Genomic DNA, 21,143 nt, shown 5'->3' on the forward strand with positions numbered 1-21,143 from the left:
ACCTCTGCACGTAACAGCGGAGGGGGAACCATGGAGCGCCTTGGTACAGGGATCGGGTGGCGGCCGGAGATGGCGGACGCGGTGGAGCGGCTGCCCGGGATCGACTGGGTGGAGGCGGTCGCGGAGAACCTCTGCCCCGGCCACCTCCCCGACTCCCTGCTGCGGCTGCGGGCCCGCGGCACGACGGTGGTCCCGCACGGCGTATCGCTGGGTCTTGGCGGCGCGGATCGGCCGGATGCGGGGCGGCTCGCCGATCTGGCGGCCCGCGCCGAGGCGCTGGGCTCTCCCCTGATCAGCGAGCACATCGCGTTCGTACGGGCGGGAGGCCCGCTCACCGCCTCGCCCCGTCTGGAGGCCGGCCATCTGCTGCCGGTGCCGCGAACCTGGGACGCGCTGGACGTGCTGTGCGAGAACGTCCGTGTCGCGCAGGACTCGCTGCCGGTTCCGCTGGCGCTGGAGAACATCGCCGCGCTGATCAACTGGCCGGACGAGGACATGACCGAGGGCCAGTTCCTGGCGGAGCTGGTGGACCGTACGGGCGTACGGCTGCTGATCGACGTGGCCAACCTCCACACCAACCACGTCAACCGCGGCGAGGACCCGGCGGCGGCGCTCGACGAGCTTCCGGTGGAGGCGATCGCGTATGTCCATGTGGCGGGCGGCATCGAGAAGGACGGCGTGTGGCACGACACCCACGCCCACCCGGTGACCCGCCCCGTCCTGGACATCCTGGCCGAGCTCCGCTGCCGCACGGACCCGCCGGGCGTCCTCCTCGAACGCGACGACGACTTCCCGTCCCCGGAGGAACTGGCCGGGGAACTGGCCGCCATCCGCACCACCCTGGCCACGGCGCTCCCGCGCACCACACCCACCGGCCCCACTCGGCCGGGCCGCAGGCCCCGCGCACCCCTGGCCCGGACGACCGACGCCGTAGCCGTAGCCGCCCAGGCCACAGCCCAGGAGAGCGCCGGGGCCTCCGCTGCCTCGCGGCCTGCCCACGCCGGTACGGCCGGCGACGCAAGGGCCGCCGCCGGCGCAGGGGCCGTCATCGACGCACGGGCCGCCGACGCAGGGGAAGCCGCCCAAGCTCAGCCGCGTGCCCGGGACGCCGTCGACTTCGCGCGGACGCGCCTCGCGCTCGCGCAGACCTCGTTGCTGTCCGCGCTCGTCGCCGGGACGCCCGCCCCCGCCGGGTTCGACTCGGCGCGGCTGCGGGTCCAGAGCCGTGCGCTCGCCGGCAAGCGGGCCGATGTGGTGGCCAAGGTCGCCCCGGAGCTTCCGGAGATCCTCGGATCCGGCTACCGGACCGCGTTTCTCACGTACGCCAAGTCCCGTCCCATGTCGGCCGGTTACCGCCGCGACGCACTGGACTTCGCCGAGCATCTGCTGGCCGGCGAAGAACCCGCGGACGATGCCGCGCGCCGCCGCCTGACCCGGTGGTGGCAGGACCGCGCGGCGCCCCGACCGCCCCGGCGTGGTGCCCGACTCGTCCGTGCGGCGCGTGCCGTACTCGTCAGGAAGTGACGCGCTCATGACTCTCCTTGCCCTCCTCTTCACGCTTGCCGTCGTCGGCTCCAGCATCACCCTGACCGTGGGCGTGTCCATGCTGCGCCGGGGCTCCGGAGCGGGCTACGCCCACGACGACCTGATGGAGATCGCGTTCCTGAGCGGTGGGCCCGCGAGGACCGTCGACACCGCGCTCGCGACCATGTACGCCGACGGGCGACTCGCGATCGGCGGCCCCGGCGTCGTCTCGCCCCGGAGCACCGTCGCCCGCGATCCCGTCGAGCGGGCCGTGCTCGCCGAGCTGGCCGCCGCGCCCAATGGGGCGCTGCACCACCTGCGCCACGCCGTGATGCGCGGCGCTGCCGTTCAGGAGATCGGCGACAGCCTCGCGTTCCGCGGCCTGATGGTGGCGCCCCGCGCCGGGCGCACCTGGCGCCTGGCCAGCACGACGCTGCTGCTGACCTGCATGCTCGGGTTCCCGGCGGCCGTCGCCGTCACCGTCGTGGAGAGCTCCGCCGACGCGTTCGGCGTCCCGTTCATCGTGAAGGTGTTGCCCGCCCTGTTCCTGGGGGTGATCTTCGGCGCGGTCAACGCGGCCAGGGCGGCGGCCCGCGTCACCCCTGCGGGCCGCGCGGTGATTCAGTCCTACCGGGTCTCACACGCGGACTGGACCGGCTCCGGCCACCTGGTCGCGGTGAACGGCCTGCGCGGGCTGCCCGACCTGGACCTCCAGGAGCAGCTGCGGGCGGCGGCCCGGCTCTCTCCGCGCGGTGCGCGTGCCACGTCGGGCACGGACAGCGCCCTCTACGGGACCACCGTCGACTGGTGTTCGGGCTCCGGGCCCGGCGGTTCGGGCTGCGGCGGCGGCTCGGGCGATTCGGGCTCCGGGTCGGGGTGCGGCTCCGGGTCCGGGTCCGGCGGCTCCAGCTGTGGCGGCAGCAGCGGTGGTTCAAGCTGCGGCAGCTCCAGCTCCGGGTCGAGCTGCGGCGGTGGCGGCAGCTCCTGATCACCTCATCGGGTCATAGCTTCCGACACCGTCCAGCGGTGCTTTACATCGCCGGCCACCCCACCAAAGATCCCTTTGTCCTGTCTCCGCACGAAGGGAACGTGATGAGAGCAGTAGCGATGTACGGGGCCCTGGCATCCGCCGGCTCCCTGGCCCTGACCGCCCTCGTCGCCGCCCCGGCGGGCAGCGTCGAAACACCCGCCCCGTCCCCCGCGGCCGCTGCCGAGCAGCTCACCGGGGCCGGCGACGAGGCAGGCACCGCCGTCGCCGCCCGGCGTGCGGCCGCCGCCCCTGTCGTCTTCGGCGCCTGCCCCAAGGTGGAGGGCCTGCCCAAGCCGGTCCAGTGCGGCACAGTCAAGGTCCCCCTCGACTACGCGGCCCCGAACGGCCGCCGGATCTCACTGACCGTCAGCCGCGTCCGGGCGAGCGGAAAGCCCGCCGCGCGTCAGGGCGCGCTCATCTACAACCCGGGCGGCCCCGGCGCCTCCAGCATGTACTTCCCGATGGCGTCGGTGATGCCCGAGTGGAAGCGCATCGCGGGCGCGTACGACCTCGTCGGCTACGCCCCGCGCGGCGTGGCCCGCTCCGCGCCGCTGTCCTGCCAGGACCCGGAGGACTTCGCCGAGGCCCCCACCCAGGCCCCGGTTCATCCCACCGCGGAGTACAAGACGGAGCGCAGGGCCGAGGCCAAGGCGTACGCCGACGGCTGCGCCCGCAAGGCGGGCAGCGCGCTGCGGCACTACACCTCGCTCAACAACGCCCGCGACCTGGAGGTGCTGCGCGCGGCCCTCGGTGAGAAGAAGCTGACCTTCATGGGCGCCTCTTACGGCACCTACTTCGGGTCGGTGTACGCGACGCTCTTCCCGTCGCACGTACGCCGCATGGTCTTCGACTCGGCGGTCAACCCGGCGCCCGAGCAGGTCTGGTACCGCAACAACCTCGACCAGTCGCTGGCCTTCGAGGGGCGCTGGCTGGACTTCCGTACCTGGGTCGCCAAGCACGACAAGACGTACGACCTCGGCAGCACGCCCGAAGAGGTGATGCGCAGTTACGAGACGGTGCGCGCCGGGGTCACGGACGAACCGGTGGGCGGCAAGGTGGGGCCGGGCGAGCTCCAGGCGGCGCTCCTGAGCGCCGGTTACTACGACGACTACTGGGCGATGCGGGCAACGGCGCTCTCGGAGTACCTGAAGGGCAACCCGGAGCCACTGATCGAGCAGGCCACGCCTCGGGCCGAGGGCGCGCGTGACAACGAGAACGGCAATGCCGTCTACACCGCCGTCCAGTGCAACGACGCACCGTGGCCCACCGACTGGTGGAGGTGGGACCTCGACAACAGCTTGCTCGCGCAGCGCGCGCCGTTCGAGACGTGGGACAACGCGTTCATGAATCTGCCGTGCATGTACTGGAGCGCTCCCCGGCAGCAGCCGGTGGATGTGGGTACGGAACCCGGCGAGCTGCCCCCGACGCTGATCCTGGCCGCCGAGCGGGACGCGGCGACGCCGTATCCGGGGGCACTGGAGCTTCAGCGGCGCCTCGCCGGTTCCGTGCTGGTGACGGAGCGGGACGCCGGTACGCACGGCATCGGCGGCGGCGAGAACAAGTGCGTCAACGCTCACCTGGAGACGTATCTGCTGACCGGCCGGACGCCGGTGCGGCGCGCGGACTGCGCGCCGCACCGGGAGCCGAACCCGGTGTCGCTGGACGAGCGGGCCGTGGCGAAGGAGCCGGCGCCCGCCGTCTGATCTTCCGGGTCAGGGTGGTGGGCCCGCCCGCTCGGGCGAGGCCCACCACCAGGCCTGCGACCGTCTCGTGCCGTCAGGCGAGGCCCGCGACCAGTTCCGCGACCGACTTGCGCCGGCCGGTGTAGAAGGGCACCTCTTCACGCACGTGCATGCGTGCTTCGGAGGCGCGCAGGTGACGCATCAGGTCGACGATGCGGTACAGCTCGTCCGCCTCGAACGCCAGCAGCCACTCGTAGTCGCCGAGCGAGAACGACGCGACCGTGTTGGCCCGCACGTCCGGGTAGCCGCGCGCCATCTTGCCGTGGTCGGCGAGCATGCGGCGACGGTCCTCGTCGGGCAGCAGGTACCAGTCGTACGAGCGCACGAAGGGGTACACCGAGACGTAGTTGCGCGGCGTCTCGTCGGCCAGGAACGCCGGGACGTGCGACTTGTTGAACTCGGCGGGGCGGTGCAGCGCCATGTTCGACCAGACCGGCTCCAGCGCGCGGCCCAGCTTGGTGCGGCGGAAGAGGTTGTACGCCTCCTGGAGCTCGTCCGCCGTCTCCGCGTGCCACCAGATCATGACGTCGGCGTCGGCGCGCAGCCCCGAGACGTCGTACGTGCCGCGCACGGTGACGTCCTTCGCGGCGAGCTGGTCGAACAGCTCCTGCACCTCGTCGGCGTAGCCCGCGCGGCTCTCGGGGAGCACCTCGCGCAGCTTGAAGACGGACCACAGGGTGTAGCGGATGACGTCGTTGAGGTCCTTGGCCTTCTTGCCGGCGTTGGGGCCTCGGGGGGATGTCACAGTCTCCGGAGCATCAGTCATGTCCCTATTCTCCCGTGCCGTGATCCGTGCCCCGCGCCGGGTCCGGGGTGAGCATGATCTCGTCGGCCGCGCGCTGTCCGCTCGCGATGCAGGCGGGGATCCCGACGCCGTCGTACGCCGCCCCGCAGACCCGCAGTCCCGGCAGCTTCGCGACTTCGTCCCGGACCCGGGCGACCCGGCCGAGGTGCCCGACGGGGTACTGCGGCAGGCCGCCGATCCAGCGGGTTACCTCGGTGGCGACGGGGGTCGCGGTGACGCCGGTCGCCGAGCCGAGGTCCTTGAGCGACACGCCGACCAGTTCGTCGTCCTCACGGTGCAGATGTTCCTCCTCGCCGTAACGGCCGATGGAGGTGCGCAGTACGAACAGACCGGGTGCGGCTGCGTCCACCCAACCCCATTTGCGGGTCGAGAAGGTGGACGCCTTGATGGTGTGCCCGTCCACGGGCGGCACAAGGAAACCGGAGCCTTGCGGCAGCCCCGCCGCGCCCGTCACGTCCTCGCGCCGGAAGGCCATGGTGACCAGGGCCATCGACGCGTACTCGACGGCGGACAGCTCGGCCGCGGCGGCCGGTGACTCGTCGGCGAGCAGCGCGGAGGCGGACCAGGCGGGCGACGCGAGGACGACGGCGTCGGCGACGATCACCCGTTCGTCGGTGCGCACCGCCCAGCCGTCGGCGCCACGGGTCAGGCCGAGCACCGGGGTGTCGAGGAGGATCTCGCCGCCGCCGGCGCGCACGGCGTCGGCGACGGCTCCGGGGAGGGTGCCGATGCCCCCGTCCAGCCCCGTGAAGGGTGAATCGGCCGGGGCTGCGCCCGCCTGCTGCTGGTCCCTCTGCTGCTGCTTGTCGGCGGCCCGCCGCTGGATCTCCCGTACGCCCTCCAGCAGCGAGTCGTACGTCCGCGCCGCCTCGAAGAGCTGCGGCACGGCGGCCCGCATCGACGTGCGGTACACGTCACCGGCGTACACCCCGCCGAGCAGCGGTTCCACCAGCCGGTCGACGACCTCGCGGCCGAGGCGGGCCGCGACGTACTCACCGAGCGCGATGTCGTCGCCGACCTCGGTGCGGGCCAGCTCGCGGTCCTGCCGCATCCGGGCGAGAGCGGCCTCGGACAGGACGCCGCCGAGCACGGCTGGATCGCCCGGCACTCCCATCACGTGGCCCTTGGGCATCGGCGTGAGTGTGCCTCTGTTCCACAGCGACGCGGAGGCGGTGGCGGGCGGCTGGAGCCGGTCACCGAGGCCCACCTCCCGTGCCAGGGCGACGCCTTCGGGGCGGCGGGCGAGCATGGACTCCGCGCCGAGGTCGACGGGCACGCCCGCGATCTCCCCCACCAGCAGCTTGCCGCCGAGCCGGCCGGTCGCCTCCAGCAGCGTCACGCGCGCACCGCCGGCGACCAGCCGGTGAGCGGCGGCGAGACCGGAGATGCCGCCTCCGACCACGACGGCATGGCGGGCGGAGGTCCGGGCGCGGTGCGAAGGCTGCGAGGGCTGCGACGGCTGCTGCATGAGGTCCACTCTCTCAAAGACCCGGAACGAGTCCTGACCGTGACCGCTTCGGGACCTCGAAACGGCAACCCGCTCCCCGCCTCGCACGTCGAACCGGCAACATCCATCACGACGTTCGGGGGGATCCGACATGCGTGCACCATCGAAGTCCGGGCAGCGTTCTCGCACCGTCCTCGCGGCCGGCCTGCTGACCGCCTCGCTGGCGCTCGGCGGCTGCAGCGGCGCGAGCGGCGGCGACAGCGCCGACACCAAGGCCTACTCCGAGAGCCGGGCCGACGCCTCGAAACAACGGGCACCCGGCGCAGCCGGAGCCGACTCGGCGGCGAAGGCGCCCGCCGACCAGGCGGGGGCGAAGAAGCCGCCGTCGGCCCAGACCCACGTCATCCGTACGGCAACACTGTCCGTCGAGGTCAAGAGCGCCACGAAGGCCCTCGCCACGGCCCGTACGGCGGCCGAGAACGCCGGGGGTCTCGTGGGCAGCGAGACCACCGAGCGGACCGAAGGCAGCAACGTCTACTCGCGGATCGTGCTACGTGTCCCGCAGGACACCTACGCGGACGTACTCAGGGAGCTCTCGGGCACCGGCAAGCTACTCAACCGCAAGGCGCAGGCGAAGGACGTCACCGACCAGGTGGTGGACGTCGACAGCCGCATAAAGTCGCAGCGCACCAGTGTGGCGCGGGTGCGGGACATGATGGACCGGGCCACGAAGCTCAGCGATGTGGTCATGCTCGAAGGTGAACTGAGCACCCGTCAGACGGAGTTGGAGGCGCTGCTCGCCCAGCAGGCGTCGCTCAAGGACCGCACGACCCTGGCGACCATCACCCTGGAGCTGTCGGAGCCGGAACCGAAGGATGTCGTCAAGAAGGACGAGGACCCCGGTTTCCAGGACGCGGTGAGCGGCGGCTGGAACGCGTTCGTGACGATGCTGACGTGGGTGGCCATGGCGCTGGGCGCGGTGGCCCCCTTCGCGGCGGCGCTCGCGTTGCTGTACGTCCTGTGGCGGGTGCTGCGCGGCCGTCTGCCGCAGCGGCAGACGGCGCCGGCCCGGGAGGAGCAGCCCCAGGGGTAGCGGTCCGACGTAGCGTGTCCCTCGGACGGCATTCGGGACATGACGAACGAGGGGGCACGCGCATGGCAGCGGAGCGACTGGTGGTCATCGGGGGCGATGCGGCGGGCATGTCCGCCGCATCGCAGGCCCGCAGGCTCAAGGGGCCGGACGAGCTGGAGATCGTCGCCTTCGAGCGGAGCCACTTCACGTCGTACTCGGCCTGCGGCATCCCCTACTGGGTCGGCGGCGACGTCACGGACCGCGACGAGCTCGTCGCCCGTACGCCCGACGCGCACCGCGAGCGCGGAATCGATCTGCGGATGCGTACCGAGGTCACCGACGTCGACGTGCCGGGCCGGCGGGTCCGCGCTCGCGACCTCGGTTCGGGGGACGAGTCCTGGACGGGCTTCGACAAGCTGGTCGTGGCGACCGGCGCCCGGCCGGTCCGCCCGCGCCTGCCCGGCATCGACGCGCCGGGGGTGCACGGCGTCCAGACCCTCGACGACGGCCAGGCCCTGATCGACACGCTGGAGCAGACCGAGGGCCGGCGCGCGGTCGTCGTCGGCGCCGGCTACATCGGCGTCGAGATGGCCGAGGCGCTGATCAACCGCGGATACGAGGTGACGGTCCTGAACCGGGGTGAGCAGCCGATGGCCACCCTGGACCCGGACATGGGCGCGCTCGTCCACGACGCGATGAACGGCATGGGCATCAACACCGTGTCAGGCGCCGAGGTCACCAAGATCCTCACCGGTGACGATGGCAGGGTGACGGCGGTCGCCACGGACGAGGGCACCTACCCTGCGGACGTCGTCGTCCTCGGGATCGGCGTCGAGCCAGAGACGACGCTGGCCCGCGACGCGGGCCTGCCGCTCGGCGCGTCCGGCGGGCTGGTCACCGACCTGTCGATGCGTGTGGCCGGTCACGACGACATCTGGGCGGGCGGCGACTGCGTGGAGGTCCTCGACCTGGTCTCGGGCCACCGCCGCCACATCGCCCTCGGCACGCACGCGAACAAGCACGGCCAGGTCATCGGCGCGAATGTGGGTGGCGACTACGCGACGTTCCCCGGTGTCGTCGGTACGGCGGTCAGTAAGGTCTGCGACCTGGAGATCGCCAGGACCGGGCTGCGCGAGAAGGACGCGCGGGCGGCGGGACTGCGGTTCGTGACGGCGACGATCGAGTCCACGAGCCGGGCGGGTTACTACCCGGGGGCGTCGTCGATGACGGTGAAGATGACGGCCGAGCGACGGACCGGGCGGCTGCTGGGCGTCCAGATCGTCGGCCGCGAGGGCGCCGCCAAGCGCGTCGACGTGGCCGCGGTCGCCCTGACGGCGCGCATGACGGTGGAGCAGATGACGGCGCTGGACCTGGGGTACGCGCCACCGTTCTCACCGGTCTGGGACCCGGTCCTGGTGGCGGCCCGCAAGGCGTCGACCGCGGTGCGGGAGGCGGGGGCGTAGCGGTACCGGGGCTCCGCCCCGGGCCCCGGTCCGATCGAGCATTTCTGGCTAGCGCTGCGTCCGCGTGTGGACGTACTCCGTGAGGCGGGTCAGGGCGTCCGGGTCCATCGAAGGCAGCACCCCGTGACCGAGGTTGAAGATGTGCCCCTCAAGCCCCGCCGCGGCCGCCAGCACCTCGTCCGTCCTGGCCATCACCGCGTCCGGCGTGGCGAAGAGCACCGCCGGGTCGAGGTTGCCCTGGAGGGCCTTGCCGGGGCCGACGCGCCGCGCGGCCTCGTCCAGCGGCACGCGCCAGTCGACGCCGACGACATCCGCCCCCGCCTCGCCCATCAGTCCGAGCAGTTCACCGGTGCCGACGCCGAAGTGGATGCGGGGTACGCCGTACGACGCCACCGCGTCGAAGACCTTCGCGGAGGCAGGCAGCACCGAACGCGTGTAGTCGGCGGGGGACAGCGCCCCGACCCAGGAGTCGAAGAGCTGGACGGCGGACGCGCCGGCTTCGATCTGCACCTTCAGGAACGCCCCGGTGATCTCCGCGAGCCGGTCCAGCAGGTCAGCCCACAGCTGCGGGTCGCCGTACATCATCGCCTTGGTGTTCTCGTGGTTGCGCGACGGTCCCCCCTCGACGAGGTAACTCGCGAGAGTGAACGGAGCGCCCGCGAACCCGATGAGCGGCGTGGACCCGAGCTCGCCGGTGAGCATCCCGATCGCCTCGGTCACATACGCGACGTCGTCCGGCGTGAGGTCGCGCAGCCGGGCCAGATCGGCGCGGGTACGGACCGGCTCGGCGATGACGGGGCCGACGCCGGGCTTGATGTCCAGGTCGATGCCGATGGCCTTGAGCGGGACGACGATGTCGCTGAAGTAGATCGCCGCGTCGACGTGGTGGCGGCGTACCGGCTGCAGCGTGATCTCGGTGACCAGCTCGGGCCGCATGCACGACTCCAGCATCGGGATGCCCTCGCGCACCTTCAGGTACTCCGGCAGAGAGCGCCCCGCCTGCCGCATGAACCAGACCGGGGTGTGCGGCACCGGCTCGCGCCTGCACGCCTTCAGGAAGGTCGAGTCGTACGTCGGGCTCTGCGGGCTGCCCAGAGGGCGGTCGTTGGCACTCACGCACCGAATCTTCGCACGCGGGCGCGAAGCGGTTGTCCCGGGGCGGGTGTCCTTGCCTGCGCGACGCGCACGTTCCGCCTACTCTTCCCCGCATGGCTCCGGCGCAGGGACGACTTTCTGATGATGCTGACGACAGGGGCGGTGCGGAGGGCGACTCCGCGCCGTCCGCGTTCCGTCAGGCGGTCGACGCCCTGCGTTCGGCGCGCCCGCGCCCCCAGATCGAGGTGGAACCGACGCGTCCGCCGCAGCGGCTCGCGCCGTACGCGTACGCCCTGGAAGCCGCGGTCGTGGACGGCGACGAGGACCTGGCCGACGGGCGGCTCGTACTCCTTCACGACCCGGCCGGCCACGACGCCTGGCACGGCACGTTCCGGCTGGTGACCCTCGTGCGGGCGGAACTGGAGCCGGAGATGGCGTCCGACCCGTTGCTGCCGGAGGTCTCGTGGTCGTGGCTGACGGGCGCCCTGGAGGCGCGCGGCCTGTCGTACGAGGAGGCGAGCGGCACCGTGACCCGGGCCGGCTCGTACTACTTCGGCGGTCTCGCCGAGCGCCGGCCTGCGACGCAGATCGAGATCAGAGCGTCGTGGACGCCCCGCGAGGGGCGCGGCGGGGTGCCCGACACGGCGGCGCATCTGGCGGCGTGGTGCGATCTGCTGGCGCAGATCGCCGGGCTGCCGCCGGCGTCCCCGCAGGGAGCGGGCCAACTGGACGCGGGTGTGGTGTCGCTGCCCCAGCGGCGGGGCCCGCAGACGCGTCCCTAGGAAGACCCCTGTCCCAGGGGTGCCCCAGGGGGACTCGCCGGTGGGCTGGGTTTGGAGTTGGTGCCGGCGAAGGTGGAGGGGGTGCGGTCGAAGGCGAAGAAGATGGTGGCCCGCAGGTGGCTCATCGAGGTGCGGGCGGGACGGTTCACGCTCGCGGACGGCCAGCGAGGCGGCGGCTCATGACCATGGCCATCGACCACAGGATCATCGATTCGGCGCTGACGGTCGTGGTCTCGAAGTCGCGGGCCAGACGGCGCGAGCGCATCAGCCAGCCGAAAGTTCGCTCCACTACCCAGCGGCGGGGAAGGATCTTGAAGCCCTTGGTGTCGTCACTGCGCTTGACGATCTCCAGCATGATGTTCAGCGCCTTCGCCGCACCGGCGAGGACGGGGCCGGTGTAGCCGCCGTCGGCCCAGATGAGACGGAGCCGGTGAAATCTCTTGCTCAGGAAGGGCAGGAGGGCCTGGAACGCGTCACGATCGCCGGTGTCAGCAGGCGTGACATGCACGCTCAGCAGCAGACCCAGGACGTCAGTCACGATGTGCCGACGCCTCCCGTTGATCTTCTTGTTTCCGTCGTAACCCCGTGAGGTGGCCGGAACGTTGGCGGCGGCCTTCACCGACTGTGAGTCCACGATCCCCGCGCTCGGCTCCACGTTCCTGCCCGCCCGCGCCCTGACCTGCTCGCGCAGCCGGTCGTGGAACTCGGCGATCAACCCGTGCTCCCGCCACCGGCGGAAGAAGGCGTACACCCGCTCCCAGCAGGGGAAGTCCGCGGGCATCGCCCGCCACTTGATGCCGTTGTCGACGAGGTAGCGCACCGCGTCGACCATCTGCCGGTGGCAATACGACTCCGGCCGGCCCGCCCGCTTGCCCAATCACGCCGGAACCGGCAGCAGCGGGCGCACCCGCCCCCATTCCGCGTCCGTCATGTCCGTTGGATACCGGCGCTCACGGCCGGGTTGGTCGGCCGCGTTTCCGTACACGTGCGCGAGACAGTCACACGACCGCGCCGAACCACTGGCCTCCGGACCCGTCGATGCGGTGAACTGGAACAACAGGGCCTCCTGGAAACGGTGATCTCGACAACCACTCGCTTCCAAGAGGCCCTGTCTTCATGCCTCACCCCGCGAAGATCACCCACCCGGGGCCGATGCACAGAACATCAGCTCGACCGCCAGACCACATGATCGATTGAACTACGGCTTCTGAGAGGGTCCGTTTGGCAGTGGTCGGGGCGCTGGCAGGGTTGCTCGCCGGGTTGGCTCCGGGGTGCCCGGCTGGTGGGTTCGGCCGAGGGGAGGAGGTTCCGCAACTGCTGGTGGGGCAAGGGGGTATTGGCCGCCGCCGAGGCCAAGGCAGACCGTGCTTAGTGCGTTGTGGCAAAGGGAGAGTCCCTGCTCATCGAGCAGGGACTCTCCCTTTGCCACAACGCACTAACCCTGGGGCCCGCGCGGGCAGTTCTGAGCCACGGGAATTGGGTTAACGGAGCTTAGGATTCGAGGACGCTGCCGAGTCTGCTTCCGCTGGGGACGCCTGCGACGGCCTTGCTGACGAAGGTCGCGGTGCCGGTGGATGTGCGGTAGATGGTGGTGCCGTCGCCGTTGTTCTCGCCGGAGGCTCCCAGGACGAGGCCGGTGGTGCCGTTTCCAGTGAAGTCACCTGCGGTGACCGCGCTTCCCAGCTGATCGCCGGCCTCGCCGCCGCCTCCGATGCCGCCGGTGCCCTGGCTGAGCCCGGTTGCGTCCCGGAGCGCAATGGCTTCCGGGGTGCTGGACAGGTGGAGGAGCAGGACGCTGCCTGCATCGGCGTTGGTTACTGCGTTCACCGTTGAGTCCTGACCGGGCAGACCGGTGATGATGTCGAGGGTCTTGTCTCCGTTCAGGTCCCGCAGTGCGACCGAGGCTCCCATGGCGTCTCCCGCTTCGGAGTCGCCGGGCACGTTCGGGGAGGACTGGCTGAAGGTGGTGGTGTGGCCGCGGTAGTACAGCCCGTATTCCTGGCCGAGCTTGACCGTCACCTGTCCGCCGGTGGCGCCACCGTAGGCAGGGGCGACTTCTGCCGGGTCGGGCTGGCCGATGACGATGTCGTCGCGCCCGTCCTGATTGATGTCCCCGGCGTCGATGGTGCGGCCCGCGCCCATCTGAATGGCCATGGCGTGACTGAGTCCGGTCGCGCCGGCACTGGACCTCTACGCCTTCGTGGTGGACTGCATGTCGCGCGGTGGCAAGGTCGACTACGTCGTCGTGGACGAGGCCCAGTTCCTGCTGCCGGAACAGATCGACCAGCTGGCCCGGATCGTGGACGACCTGGACCTTGACGTCTTCGCCTTCGGCATCAGCACCGACTTCCGCACCAAGCTCTTCCCCGGCTCCCAGCGGCTGATCGAACTAGCCGACCGGGTGGAGACGCTGCAGGTTGAGGCGATGTGCTGGTGCGGAGCACGGGCCACCCACAACGCGCGCACGGTGGGTGGCGAGATGGTCCTAGAGGGCGAGCAGGTCGTGGTGGGGGACGTGGGCAATGCCGCGGAGATCGTCGGGTACGAGGTTCTGTGCCGCCGTCATCACCGTAAGCGGATGACGGGTGCGACGGCGCAAGCGGCGGCCCTGTCGCCTGACGTGCTGCCGGTCACGTCGGGCTGACCCGTGCTGCCACGGTGACGCCGGGGAGCTCGGCGGCGGGAATCAGAGGCCGACCTCAACCCCGTCGAAGGGATCTGGTCCCCCCTGCGACGCGGCTGGCTTTCCAACGTCGCCTTCAGCACCCCCGAACACCTCGACCAGCGCATCCGACGCGGCCTACATCCAGTACCGCAGCCACCTCACAGGGGCTGCCTCGCCGAGACCGGCCTGACCATCAGACCCGTCTGAGCAACGCCACGACATCACGAGTTCAACCTCGGTAGTCGTTCTCCGCGACGTACGCGTCGATGTCGAAGCGGCACTCGGAGAGCCTGGAGGAGACGGCTCGGATGTCGCTAAGCGTCTCCTCCGCGAGGTGCCAGAGACGGTTGGCCACGTCGTGCGCTTCCTTCGGCTCGCGGACCTCGCGCTCGAGCCTGGCGACGAGATGACCAGCTCATTCATGGAGTGCCCTTCCCGTTGCGTACTCGTGGGATCCCTTATGCCGTGCTCCGTCTGCACCAGAGGCCCTGCCTTCATGCACCCACCCGGGGAAGATCACCCGACCAGGCGTCCTGGTCGATCAGAACCGTCCCCATGAACGATAGGAATACGGCTTCTTGCTCCGGATTGGATAGGACAAGTTGAGGACCTGCTCCGCTTGGTGGCCGGGATGTGCCGCGGTGCCCAGGGTGTCAACCGTCACCTACGCAAAACGCTCGGCTGGGAATTCCCAGCCGAGCGCCTGCGTGAAGGACGCACCATCTGATCAGCGCGACCACGTGTCGCGACGACCTTGACTGGCCCTTACCTCACTGATGCTCACTGAGGAGGAGCGCGAACGTGTCGTCGTAGGGGGTGTCCTCGTTCTTCGGCATCAGCAGCAGCGATAGCGTGGAGCCTTCACCAGTGAAGCGGACATCGACGGACGCTTCCTTCTCGCCCAGGCGGAAGTTCGCCGTGGCGGGGCGCTGGGCGGCATCGCCCCAGCGGGCCACCCAGCGCTTCGCGTCGTTCTTCGTACCGCCGTCCTTTACAGTGAGCCCGGCCAGGCCGTCGGCATCGCGGGCCTTGAGGCGGGCCAGGACGTGCTCGGTCGTAGCGAGGCTGCCGGGGGTGGGCCGACCCGTGACGGTCAGGTCAAGCTCGGCGGTGCCGACCTTGATGCGCTCGGGGGTCTTGTCGGTGGAGAGGGCGTCACACCCACCAAGCAGCAGCACGACCGCTCCGACCAGGCACACCGACCTGCCCGCCCGCCTCAACTTCGCTTCCCGGGACGGATGATGCTGATAGCACCCAGCTTTGAGTTGTTCTTGAACCATTGGCTCAGTGTCGTGTGATGGACTCGGCCATGCTGGGTGATGCTGATGTTGCCCCCCTTGGCGGCGGTGACGACTCCAGTGTGGTTCCACGCCTTGGAAGACGTGTAGTAGCCGAAGATCACGTCACCGGGCCGGGCATCGTAGCGCGAAATCTCGCGACCACCTCGGTGGTTCTTCAGATGCTGGCGCAGATTGGCTGCAGCAGCCCAGGTATAGCTGTCAAGGCGGATCCAGCCGATGTTGTTGCGGAACCAGCGCGATTGATTCTTGCGACCGCCCTTGCGCTGCTGCATCTTGCCGCCATAGTGCAGCGCCTTGGAGACGAAGTTGGCGCAGTCCGTGTCGTAGTCATACTTGATGTTGGCGTTACGCTTGGCCCAATTCACGGTGCCGCTGCCGTCGGGCGCGGCGGCGCGCAGTGCGGCGAGCTGCATGGTCCCAGTGGTGGAGGCGGGATCTTCGGCGAGCATGCCGTCGGCGTCCAGCTCGATCGGCAGGGGCTCACCTCCCTCGGCGATGTCCTCGACGTTCTCCTCCGCGGGTGGTGCCACAGTGGCGTCCCGCACGGCGTCGCCCGTCGCGGGCAGGGTGACCTCGGACGCGGCGTCGTCGGCTTCCATGCGCAGGACACCGTCGGCGAAGACGAAGCGGCCGGGCAGCTTGCCTTCCTCTGGCTCCTGGGTGCCGTCGGTGTGGGTGAGCACACTGCGCTCCGAGACGGTGCCGCGCACCACGACGGTGTTGTCGGGACCAGATCCGGTCAGTACGTCGTCGAAGGCCGTGGTGACCTCGGTGAAGCGGCGCTCGTGGCGGGCGTACGCCTCCCGGCGGTTGTTCAGCTTGGGGAGCTGCTGCGCGAGCAGCTCGCGGAACATCGCGCCGTGCGGGCTGCTCGCGGCGGCCTGCTCGATGGTGGTGTAGGTGCCCTTGAGGACTCCGCCGCGGGCCGCGAGGTAGTCGCGTACCGCCTGGACGTAACGTTCCTGCTCGATGACGGTGACCGGCTTGCCCGGGGCCGACATTGTTGTCTTGGACGTGCCGTACGCGGAGCCGGCCGTAACCGTCACGGTGTGGTCGGCGCCATTGGTGAGGCCGTCGAAGACGGCGCGGGTGTTCTCGGTGGTGGTACGGGCGACCTCGCTGCCGTCACGGTGAACAACCACCGTGTAGGTGAGTGCGTCGGTGGCCGCGCCAGGATTGGTCGGCGGGTTCCAGGTCGCCAGCAGACCGCGATCGGCTGGAACGGCCTTCACGTGCTCAGGGGCACCAGGGGCGCCGGAGGGGATGTAGGACACCCTCAGCACCGGTCGCATCTTCGGGTCCTGGGCCCGCGAGGAGTGGTACACCACACCGGGCGCCGCTGTCTCCTCGTCCCCGAGCTGGAGACTCAGGCCGTGGTTGTCGGTCTCGTACAGCCAGTCCGCGACGAGTGATCCCAGGTTCAGGTCACCGAGCGCGGCGGGCAGCTCGTCCTCGGCGAGCCATGGCTCCTCATTGGCCGCGACGGCGAGTTCCTGTCCGCTGAGGGAGGGGTCCCATGCCTCAGCGAGGTCACGCACGGTGGCGGCGGGTTCGGTGCAGACGGGTTCCTCAGCGTTCGCGCCCTCGCAGTCGGCCCGGTGCAGTGTGAGCCGTGCGTCGGTGATCCTGGCACCGGCCGGCACCGCGGACAGATCCGCCTTGAACCAGCTGCGCCAGGCGATGCCACCCGGTGTGCCGACGCGCAGCATGCCGTCTTGGACAGACGCGCATGGGCTGGTGCCGCAGTCGGTGGCACCGACGGGGGCAGCGGCGTCGCGCAAGGCGTCGCCGGATATGTCGACGGTGCGTACCTGCGGGACCGGCTGGGCTGCCGGGGCCTTGGCGGTGAAGTTGCGCTTGGGGGTCCACGCCGAGCAGGCCGTGTCACTGCAGGCACGCATGGCCCACTGGTAGGCCCGGCCGGGTACGAGGGTGCTTTCGGGGATCAGAGTGGCGACGCGCTGGCCGCTGTCGTGGAAGGACGGCGGCAACTGCACGCCCGGCAGCGGCGCGCCTGCGGCGTCGTACAGGGCGTACTCACCGTGCAGATATGCGCGGTCTCCGGACGTCAGCACACCGGACAGCATCGGTGTGGGGGTGTCCTGGGCGCCCTCCTGGAGTGCGCTGGGGATGTCCGGGACGGGCAGAACAGCAGGCTTGGGGCCTCGGCCGAACTGATAGGTGGTGATGCCGGAGAGCAGACCGGCGGAGTCGACGGTGCGGGCGTGCAGGACATGCCAGCCCTTGGCCGGGTTGATCTTGATGGTCTGCGGCTTGCCGCCGGTGCCGGCGGGATCGTTCACCTGCTGTGGGGTGTTGGGGTCGTCGAGTCCCCACAGGAAGCCGCGGCCGTCCGTGGAGGTTGTGGTGAGGGTGCAGCTGATCTCACCGCTCGTGTCGGTCCACGCTTCCCGGGGGAAGCCGGCGCAGTCGATCTGCGGGGCAGCCGGCTTGCCGGTGTTCACCCGGAACGGCACGTAGCCGCTCCATGCACCGTAGACGGAGCCGTCGTAGGCACGAGCGCGGACCCGGTAGCCGAACGCGCCGAGCTTCTTGTTCTCGGGAAGCGCCAGCGCGGCGGTGCCGCCGGAGGCGACGGCACCGCTGGTGCTCGTCCAGCTGTACGTGCCCGCGTCGTTGAACGCGGGGTCGGGAGTGACCTCGAACTGGGCCCGCACGGCGCCGCCGTCCGGATCCGCCACCTTCGCCGAGAAGGTGGGCGTCACCGAGGTGGCGTACGTGCGCTTGTTGAAGGTGTTGTACGAGGACGGGCTGAGCGCCACGGAGGTGGGCGCGCTCGGCGGGTTGTTGTAGGTGACGGACAGGACCGGCACGTTGGTCGCCGCGTTGCGCGAGTGGAATCGCTTCCAGCCGTAGGGGTCCGTCTCGTCGGCAGCCCGGATGCCGAGGGAGTTCAGCTCGTAGGCGTTGCCCCCCCACGCGCGAGTGAGGGCGGTGACGTCGGCGGTTACCCAGCCGTCCGCACAGCCGGAACTGTTGCCCTTGGTCTGCGCGGAGGTCGCCCACTTGAGGTTCCAGCTCGGCTGCGCGGTCCAGCGACTCGCGGTGCTGGGGGTGCCGGTGTCCCAGACCTCCCAGTCGCGTGCCTCGCAGGACCACGAGTGGTGGTTCCACAGCTTCAGCGTGGCCGACTTGACGTCCTTGCCCTTCACCGCACGGGTGTCGAAGCGGAGGAAGGAGCGGGCCACCTGTCCCGCGCCGTTGTTGCCGAGCTTCAGCTCCGTGGCGGTGGACTGGTCGGTGGTGTAGCCCTCCTGTACGAAGGTGGTGAATGTGGTCAGCAGGCTGACCGCCGGATCGACGGTGACAGGGAAACGGGTGACCGGATCGGCCAGGAACGTCGCGTCGGGCGTGAGGGTGAGGTCGATCTCGTCGCCCTGCTGGATGACGGACATCGCGACGGGCGCGCGATGTGGGTGGTCCCCGGAGCGTGCGTCGGTGCTCGCGTCCCACATTACGGGAGCGGGAAGCGTACCCGCGGGCTTGCCCGTGCGGCTGTCGGTGAAGGTCACGCCGCCGTCAGCGTCGGCTTTGGCGGTCAGCCCCTTCGCGGTGAGCGTCATCCGAAGAGTGCCCGCCTCGCTCACGGCCTGACGGGAGTTGAGCATGAGGAACTGCTCGAACCCGGTGCGGGTGGCGGAAACGACGAGGTCGGCGTGCGGCAGGACGCCGGGATATGTGGCCTTGATGCCGTCGAGGCGTGGTGCGGGAAGTGCGCCCCTCCAGCCCAGTGCGACCTGCTTGCCCTCTGGCGAGGTGAGCGTAACCAGTGGTGCGGCGGCGGCGACAGGCTCGTCGGCGCGCAGCCGGCGGGTGGCCGATGCGTCCTCCCGTGCGGGGGTTGCCCCGCCGAGGGTGAGATCCAGCGGGTGCGCCTTCGCCTCCACCGTTCCGTCAGCGACCTTCGCAAGGCTGACATCCACGGCGGTCCAGGTGCCGTCGTCGGCGCGGAAACGGACCGGGCCGCTGGCCTGATCCTCTGTCAATGTGCCGTCCGGGTTGGCCCAATGGTCATGAGTTAACGCTCCAGGTGCGATGATCTTTGGGTGGAGCGAGTTGAGGGTGCGGTCGCAGGGCGGCTGACGGATGACGTGTCGATCGGGCTGCTGGCGACGGTGTTTCCGGAGGAGGCGGTGCAGGCCGCGGTGGACGAGGCTGGGGCGCGTGAGGAGCGGACCCGTTCGTTGCCATCGAAGTTGATGATGTATCTGGCTATGGCGTTGTGGCTGGAGCCGGGCAAGGGGTATGTGCGCACGCTGCGGGGCTTGCTGGAGGGGCTGCGGTGGTCGCGGGGTGGCTGGGACGGTTACCGGGTGCCCAGCGACGGGGCGATCTCTCTGGCCCGCTACCGGCTGGGGGAGGCACCGCTGCGGAACCTGTTCGACGAGGTCGCCGCACCCGTCGCGGATGAGCGGATGCCGGGGGCGTTCTGGCGGGGTCTGCGGCTGATGGCGGTGGACGGGACGGTCTTCGACCTGCCCTCCGGCCGGCACAACGAGGCCGCCTTCGGCGTGCCGTCCGGCGGTAGCCGTCCGCAGGCCCGCCTGGTGGCGCTGGCGGAGTGCGGCACCCTGGCCCTGGCCGGGGCGGCTTTCGACTCCATCGAGGTCGGCGAACGGGCCCTGTTCGAGCGCCTGCTGGACCGGCTGGGTCCGGGCATGCTGCTGCTGGCCGACCGGGGCTTTCCGTCCTACGACCTGTACACGGCCGCCGCCGCGACGGGTACCGAACTGCTGTGGCGCGTCTCAGCCTCCTTCGCCCTGCCCGTCAGGAAACGCCTGGCCGACGGCACCTACCTTTCCGAGCTGCGCGGTACCAGGCGCTCGGAGCGTGTGCCGGTGCGGGTCATCGAGTACAGCGTGGCCGACGACGACGGGGTCAGCGAGGTGTTCTGCCTGATCACCACCCTGCTGGACCCCGAGGCAGCCCCGGCACTCGAACTGGCCCGCAACTACGCGGAAAGGTGGTCGGTGGAAGTCCTGTTCAAGCTGGTCAAGGTCGACCTGCGGACCAGTGGCGGCGTCCTGCGTTCGGGTAAACCCGAGGGCGTACGCCAGGAGTTGTGGGCCCTGCTCTGCGTCTACCAGGCCCTGCGCACTCTGATCACGAAGGCCGCCGTGATCGCGGGTGTCGACCCGGCCCGCATCAGCTTCCCGCCCGTCCTGGACGCCGTCAAAAGCTCCGTGCGGACGGCCTTTTCCCCCTGACCTCCTCGCGAAGGCCCTGCGCTTCTTCATAGCCGACCTCCCCGACATGCTCATCCGCGAACGCCCCAAGCGCACCGCGCCCCGAACCACGAAGCGCCCCCATCTGAGCTACCGAACCCGCAGCTCAACCGACCCTGGAACCCGCCACGTCACCCGCACCATCGTGCTCCACCAGCTGACGCCCGATCCGGATTAACTCATGGTCATTGGTCCCTGCCCCGGTCCACCTACATGACGTTCATCGACACGGTGAAGTCCGGCGCCGTCGACTTCGGCGTACTCGACTGATCACCTGCGCAACGGATTGTGGCGTGGTCCTCCCCAGGGGATGTGGGGAGGACCACGCCACATTCTTTGTTCATCGTGCATCCCTGGTCACGGAACCACCAGGACGCGTCTCCCGAGCGTACGTGCGAGAGCTGATGTTGTCCCGACTCCCAGCGCAGCGTGTGAGCCATCGGCGTCTGAACAGGCAGCGCCGCACCGACGCGAACAGATGTGGGCACAGCCAGACGGGCGGTGCCGTGCGCCGTCGAGACCGGTGATCCGCGCAGCAGGTTCCGTAGCCAGCCGGTAGCGTCGTGTTCCGCCGATGGGGGAAGCTTCAGGATGAGGGGGGTACCGCTCAGCCGGGCAGGTTCACCAGGGAATAGCTGCGTGCCGCCGGATCCAGGATCGCGCGTTCTTCGGAAACGTCCGTGATCAGCTGGGCGCATTTCGAGTCCGCGTACAGCCGCAGGGCCTTGCTGTCACCGAACCCCCGTGCCGCCGACCGAGTAGCGGAAATACCCAGCGTGCTCGTGGTGCGGCAGCCGGTCGATGCAGGAACTACGGCTTTCGGCCCCGTGAAACTCTTCCCTTCAAACAGGCAGAAGCCGCTCTCCCGGCAATGCGGGCTCACCTCCGCTGCGGCGTGAGTCGCTCCCGTCAGGCTTGCCGTGGCAACAGTCACGGCGGCGGACACAAACAGCATTTTTCCCCTGTACGGC

The 21,143-nt window shown here is 70.3% G+C and carries 17 protein-coding genes and 1 pseudogene; 9 read left to right on the top strand and 9 right to left on the bottom strand.

The window, feature by feature from the left end:
• The first annotated feature begins 30 nt into the window (after positions 1-30).
• The 3 genes from ACU6WZ_RS03130 (at position 31) to ACU6WZ_RS03140 (ending at position 4,257) form a co-directional block, all read left to right on the top strand.
• Complete coding sequence (locus tag ACU6WZ_RS03130; RefSeq protein WP_447031595.1) at positions 31-1,524, top strand: multinuclear nonheme iron-dependent oxidase; 1,494 nt, start codon at positions 31-33, stop codon at positions 1,522-1,524.
• Positions 1,525-1,531: 7 nt separating this feature from the next.
• On the top strand, positions 1,532-2,512 hold the full coding sequence (locus ACU6WZ_RS03135) for a TIGR04222 domain-containing membrane protein (RefSeq protein ID WP_447031596.1): 981 nt from the start codon (positions 1,532-1,534) through the stop codon (positions 2,510-2,512).
• Between the two features lie 104 nt (positions 2,513-2,616).
• Positions 2,617-4,257, top strand: a complete 1,641-nt coding sequence (locus ACU6WZ_RS03140) for an alpha/beta hydrolase (RefSeq protein WP_447031597.1) — start codon at positions 2,617-2,619, stop codon at positions 4,255-4,257.
• A 73-nt stretch (positions 4,258-4,330) separates the two neighbouring features.
• On the opposite strand, the gene hemQ is transcribed toward ACU6WZ_RS03140, so the two are convergent.
• Together hemQ and hemG are read right to left on the bottom strand one after the other, a co-directional pair.
• Positions 4,331-5,062: a hydrogen peroxide-dependent heme synthase gene (gene hemQ / locus ACU6WZ_RS03145; protein WP_447031598.1), complete on the bottom strand. Its 732-nt coding sequence runs from the start codon at positions 5,060-5,062 to the stop codon at positions 4,331-4,333.
• Positions 5,063-5,066: 4 nt separating this feature from the next.
• Positions 5,067-6,569 (bottom strand): protoporphyrinogen oxidase, encoded by a 1,503-nt coding sequence (gene hemG / locus ACU6WZ_RS03150; protein WP_447031599.1) that lies wholly within the window; start codon positions 6,567-6,569, stop codon positions 5,067-5,069.
• A gap of 130 nt (positions 6,570-6,699) precedes the next feature.
• On the opposite strand from hemG, the gene ACU6WZ_RS03155 reads away from it, so the two are divergent.
• The gene (locus tag ACU6WZ_RS03155) at positions 6,700-7,641 is read left to right on the top strand and encodes a DUF4349 domain-containing protein (protein ID WP_447031600.1); all 942 of its coding nucleotides are present in this window, start codon (positions 6,700-6,702) and stop codon (positions 7,639-7,641) included.
• 62 nt (positions 7,642-7,703) lie between these two features.
• Positions 7,704-9,083 (top strand): FAD-dependent oxidoreductase, encoded by a 1,380-nt coding sequence (locus tag ACU6WZ_RS03160; RefSeq protein WP_447031601.1) that lies wholly within the window; start codon positions 7,704-7,706, stop codon positions 9,081-9,083.
• Positions 9,084-9,131: 48 nt separating this feature from the next.
• Here the strand turns inward: ACU6WZ_RS03160 and hemE are convergent, their stop codons facing one another.
• Positions 9,132-10,199, bottom strand: coding sequence for a uroporphyrinogen decarboxylase (hemE, locus tag ACU6WZ_RS03165; protein WP_447031602.1), 1,068 nt, complete (start codon positions 10,197-10,199; stop codon positions 9,132-9,134).
• Between the two features lie 92 nt (positions 10,200-10,291).
• Between hemE and ACU6WZ_RS03170 the strand changes: the two genes are divergently transcribed.
• Positions 10,292-10,960: a DUF3000 domain-containing protein gene (locus ACU6WZ_RS03170; protein ID WP_447031603.1), complete on the top strand. Its 669-nt coding sequence runs from the start codon at positions 10,292-10,294 to the stop codon at positions 10,958-10,960.
• Between the two features lie 145 nt (positions 10,961-11,105).
• Here the strand turns inward: ACU6WZ_RS03170 and ACU6WZ_RS03175 are convergent, their stop codons facing one another.
• Entirely contained in the window at positions 11,106-11,792 is a 687-nt protein-coding gene (locus ACU6WZ_RS03175) for an IS5 family transposase (protein ID WP_447031604.1), read from the bottom strand.
• A 659-nt stretch (positions 11,793-12,451) separates the two neighbouring features.
• Positions 12,452-13,114, bottom strand: a complete 663-nt coding sequence (locus ACU6WZ_RS03180; protein ID WP_447031605.1) for an FG-GAP repeat protein — start codon at positions 13,112-13,114, stop codon at positions 12,452-12,454.
• A 7-nt stretch (positions 13,115-13,121) separates the two neighbouring features.
• Between ACU6WZ_RS03180 and ACU6WZ_RS03185 the strand changes: the two genes are divergently transcribed.
• Together ACU6WZ_RS03185 and ACU6WZ_RS03190 are read left to right on the top strand one after the other, a co-directional pair.
• Positions 13,122-13,604, top strand: coding sequence for a thymidine kinase (locus ACU6WZ_RS03185; protein WP_447033826.1), 483 nt, complete (start codon positions 13,122-13,124; stop codon positions 13,602-13,604).
• Positions 13,605-13,655: 51 nt separating this feature from the next.
• A pseudogene (locus ACU6WZ_RS03190) lies at positions 13,656-13,832 on the top strand (IS630 family transposase); the annotation flags it as partial.
• 22 nt (positions 13,833-13,854) lie between these two features.
• On the opposite strand, the gene ACU6WZ_RS03195 reads toward ACU6WZ_RS03190, so the two are convergent.
• The 3 genes from ACU6WZ_RS03195 to ACU6WZ_RS03205 form a co-directional block, all read right to left on the bottom strand.
• Positions 13,855-13,980 (bottom strand): hypothetical protein, encoded by a 126-nt coding sequence (locus ACU6WZ_RS03195; protein WP_447031606.1) that lies wholly within the window; start codon positions 13,978-13,980, stop codon positions 13,855-13,857.
• Positions 13,981-14,395: 415 nt separating this feature from the next.
• Positions 14,396-14,803 (bottom strand): hypothetical protein, encoded by a 408-nt coding sequence (locus ACU6WZ_RS03200; RefSeq protein WP_447031607.1) that lies wholly within the window; start codon positions 14,801-14,803, stop codon positions 14,396-14,398.
• 38 nt (positions 14,804-14,841) lie between these two features.
• On the bottom strand, positions 14,842-18,933 hold the full coding sequence (locus ACU6WZ_RS03205) for a DNRLRE domain-containing protein (protein WP_447031608.1): 4,092 nt from the start codon (positions 18,931-18,933) through the stop codon (positions 14,842-14,844).
• Positions 18,934-18,993: 60 nt separating this feature from the next.
• Between ACU6WZ_RS03205 and ACU6WZ_RS03210 the strand changes: the two genes are divergently transcribed.
• On the top strand, positions 18,994-20,154 hold the full coding sequence (locus tag ACU6WZ_RS03210; protein ID WP_447031609.1) for an IS4 family transposase: 1,161 nt from the start codon (positions 18,994-18,996) through the stop codon (positions 20,152-20,154).
• A gap of 625 nt (positions 20,155-20,779) precedes the next feature.
• Here ACU6WZ_RS03210 and ACU6WZ_RS03215 read toward each other — a convergent pair.
• Complete coding sequence (locus ACU6WZ_RS03215) at positions 20,780-21,127, bottom strand: hypothetical protein (protein ID WP_447031610.1); 348 nt, start codon at positions 21,125-21,127, stop codon at positions 20,780-20,782.
• Positions 21,128-21,143: the final 16 nt, after the last annotated feature.

Source organism: Streptomyces hypolithicus (assembly GCF_052934925.1).

Bases quoted from the DNA above. Each gene is read 5' to 3' on its own strand.
- ACU6WZ_RS03130 (WP_447031595.1), top strand. From the start codon at position 31: ATGGAGCGCCTTGGTACAGGGATCGGGTGGCGGCCGGAGATGGCGGAC.
- ACU6WZ_RS03135 (WP_447031596.1), top strand. From the start codon at position 1,532: ATGACTCTCCTTGCCCTCCTCTTCACGCTTGCCGTCGTCGGCTCCAGC.
- ACU6WZ_RS03140 (WP_447031597.1), top strand. From the start codon at position 2,617: ATGAGAGCAGTAGCGATGTACGGGGCCCTGGCATCCGCCGGCTCCCTG.
- hemQ (WP_447031598.1), bottom strand. From the start codon at position 5,062: ATGACTGATGCTCCGGAGACTGTGACATCCCCCCGAGGCCCCAACGCC.
- hemG (WP_447031599.1), bottom strand. From the start codon at position 6,569: ATGCAGCAGCCGTCGCAGCCCTCGCAGCCTTCGCACCGCGCCCGGACC.
- ACU6WZ_RS03155 (WP_447031600.1), top strand. From the start codon at position 6,700: ATGCGTGCACCATCGAAGTCCGGGCAGCGTTCTCGCACCGTCCTCGCG.
- ACU6WZ_RS03160 (WP_447031601.1), top strand. From the start codon at position 7,704: ATGGCAGCGGAGCGACTGGTGGTCATCGGGGGCGATGCGGCGGGCATG.
- ACU6WZ_RS03170 (WP_447031603.1), top strand. From the start codon at position 10,292: ATGGCTCCGGCGCAGGGACGACTTTCTGATGATGCTGACGACAGGGGC.
- ACU6WZ_RS03175 (WP_447031604.1), bottom strand. From the start codon at position 11,792: ATGGTCGACGCGGTGCGCTACCTCGTCGACAACGGCATCAAGTGGCGG.
- ACU6WZ_RS03180 (WP_447031605.1), bottom strand. From the start codon at position 13,114: ATGGCCATTCAGATGGGCGCGGGCCGCACCATCGACGCCGGGGACATC.
- ACU6WZ_RS03215 (WP_447031610.1), bottom strand. From the start codon at position 21,127: ATGCTGTTTGTGTCCGCCGCCGTGACTGTTGCCACGGCAAGCCTGACG.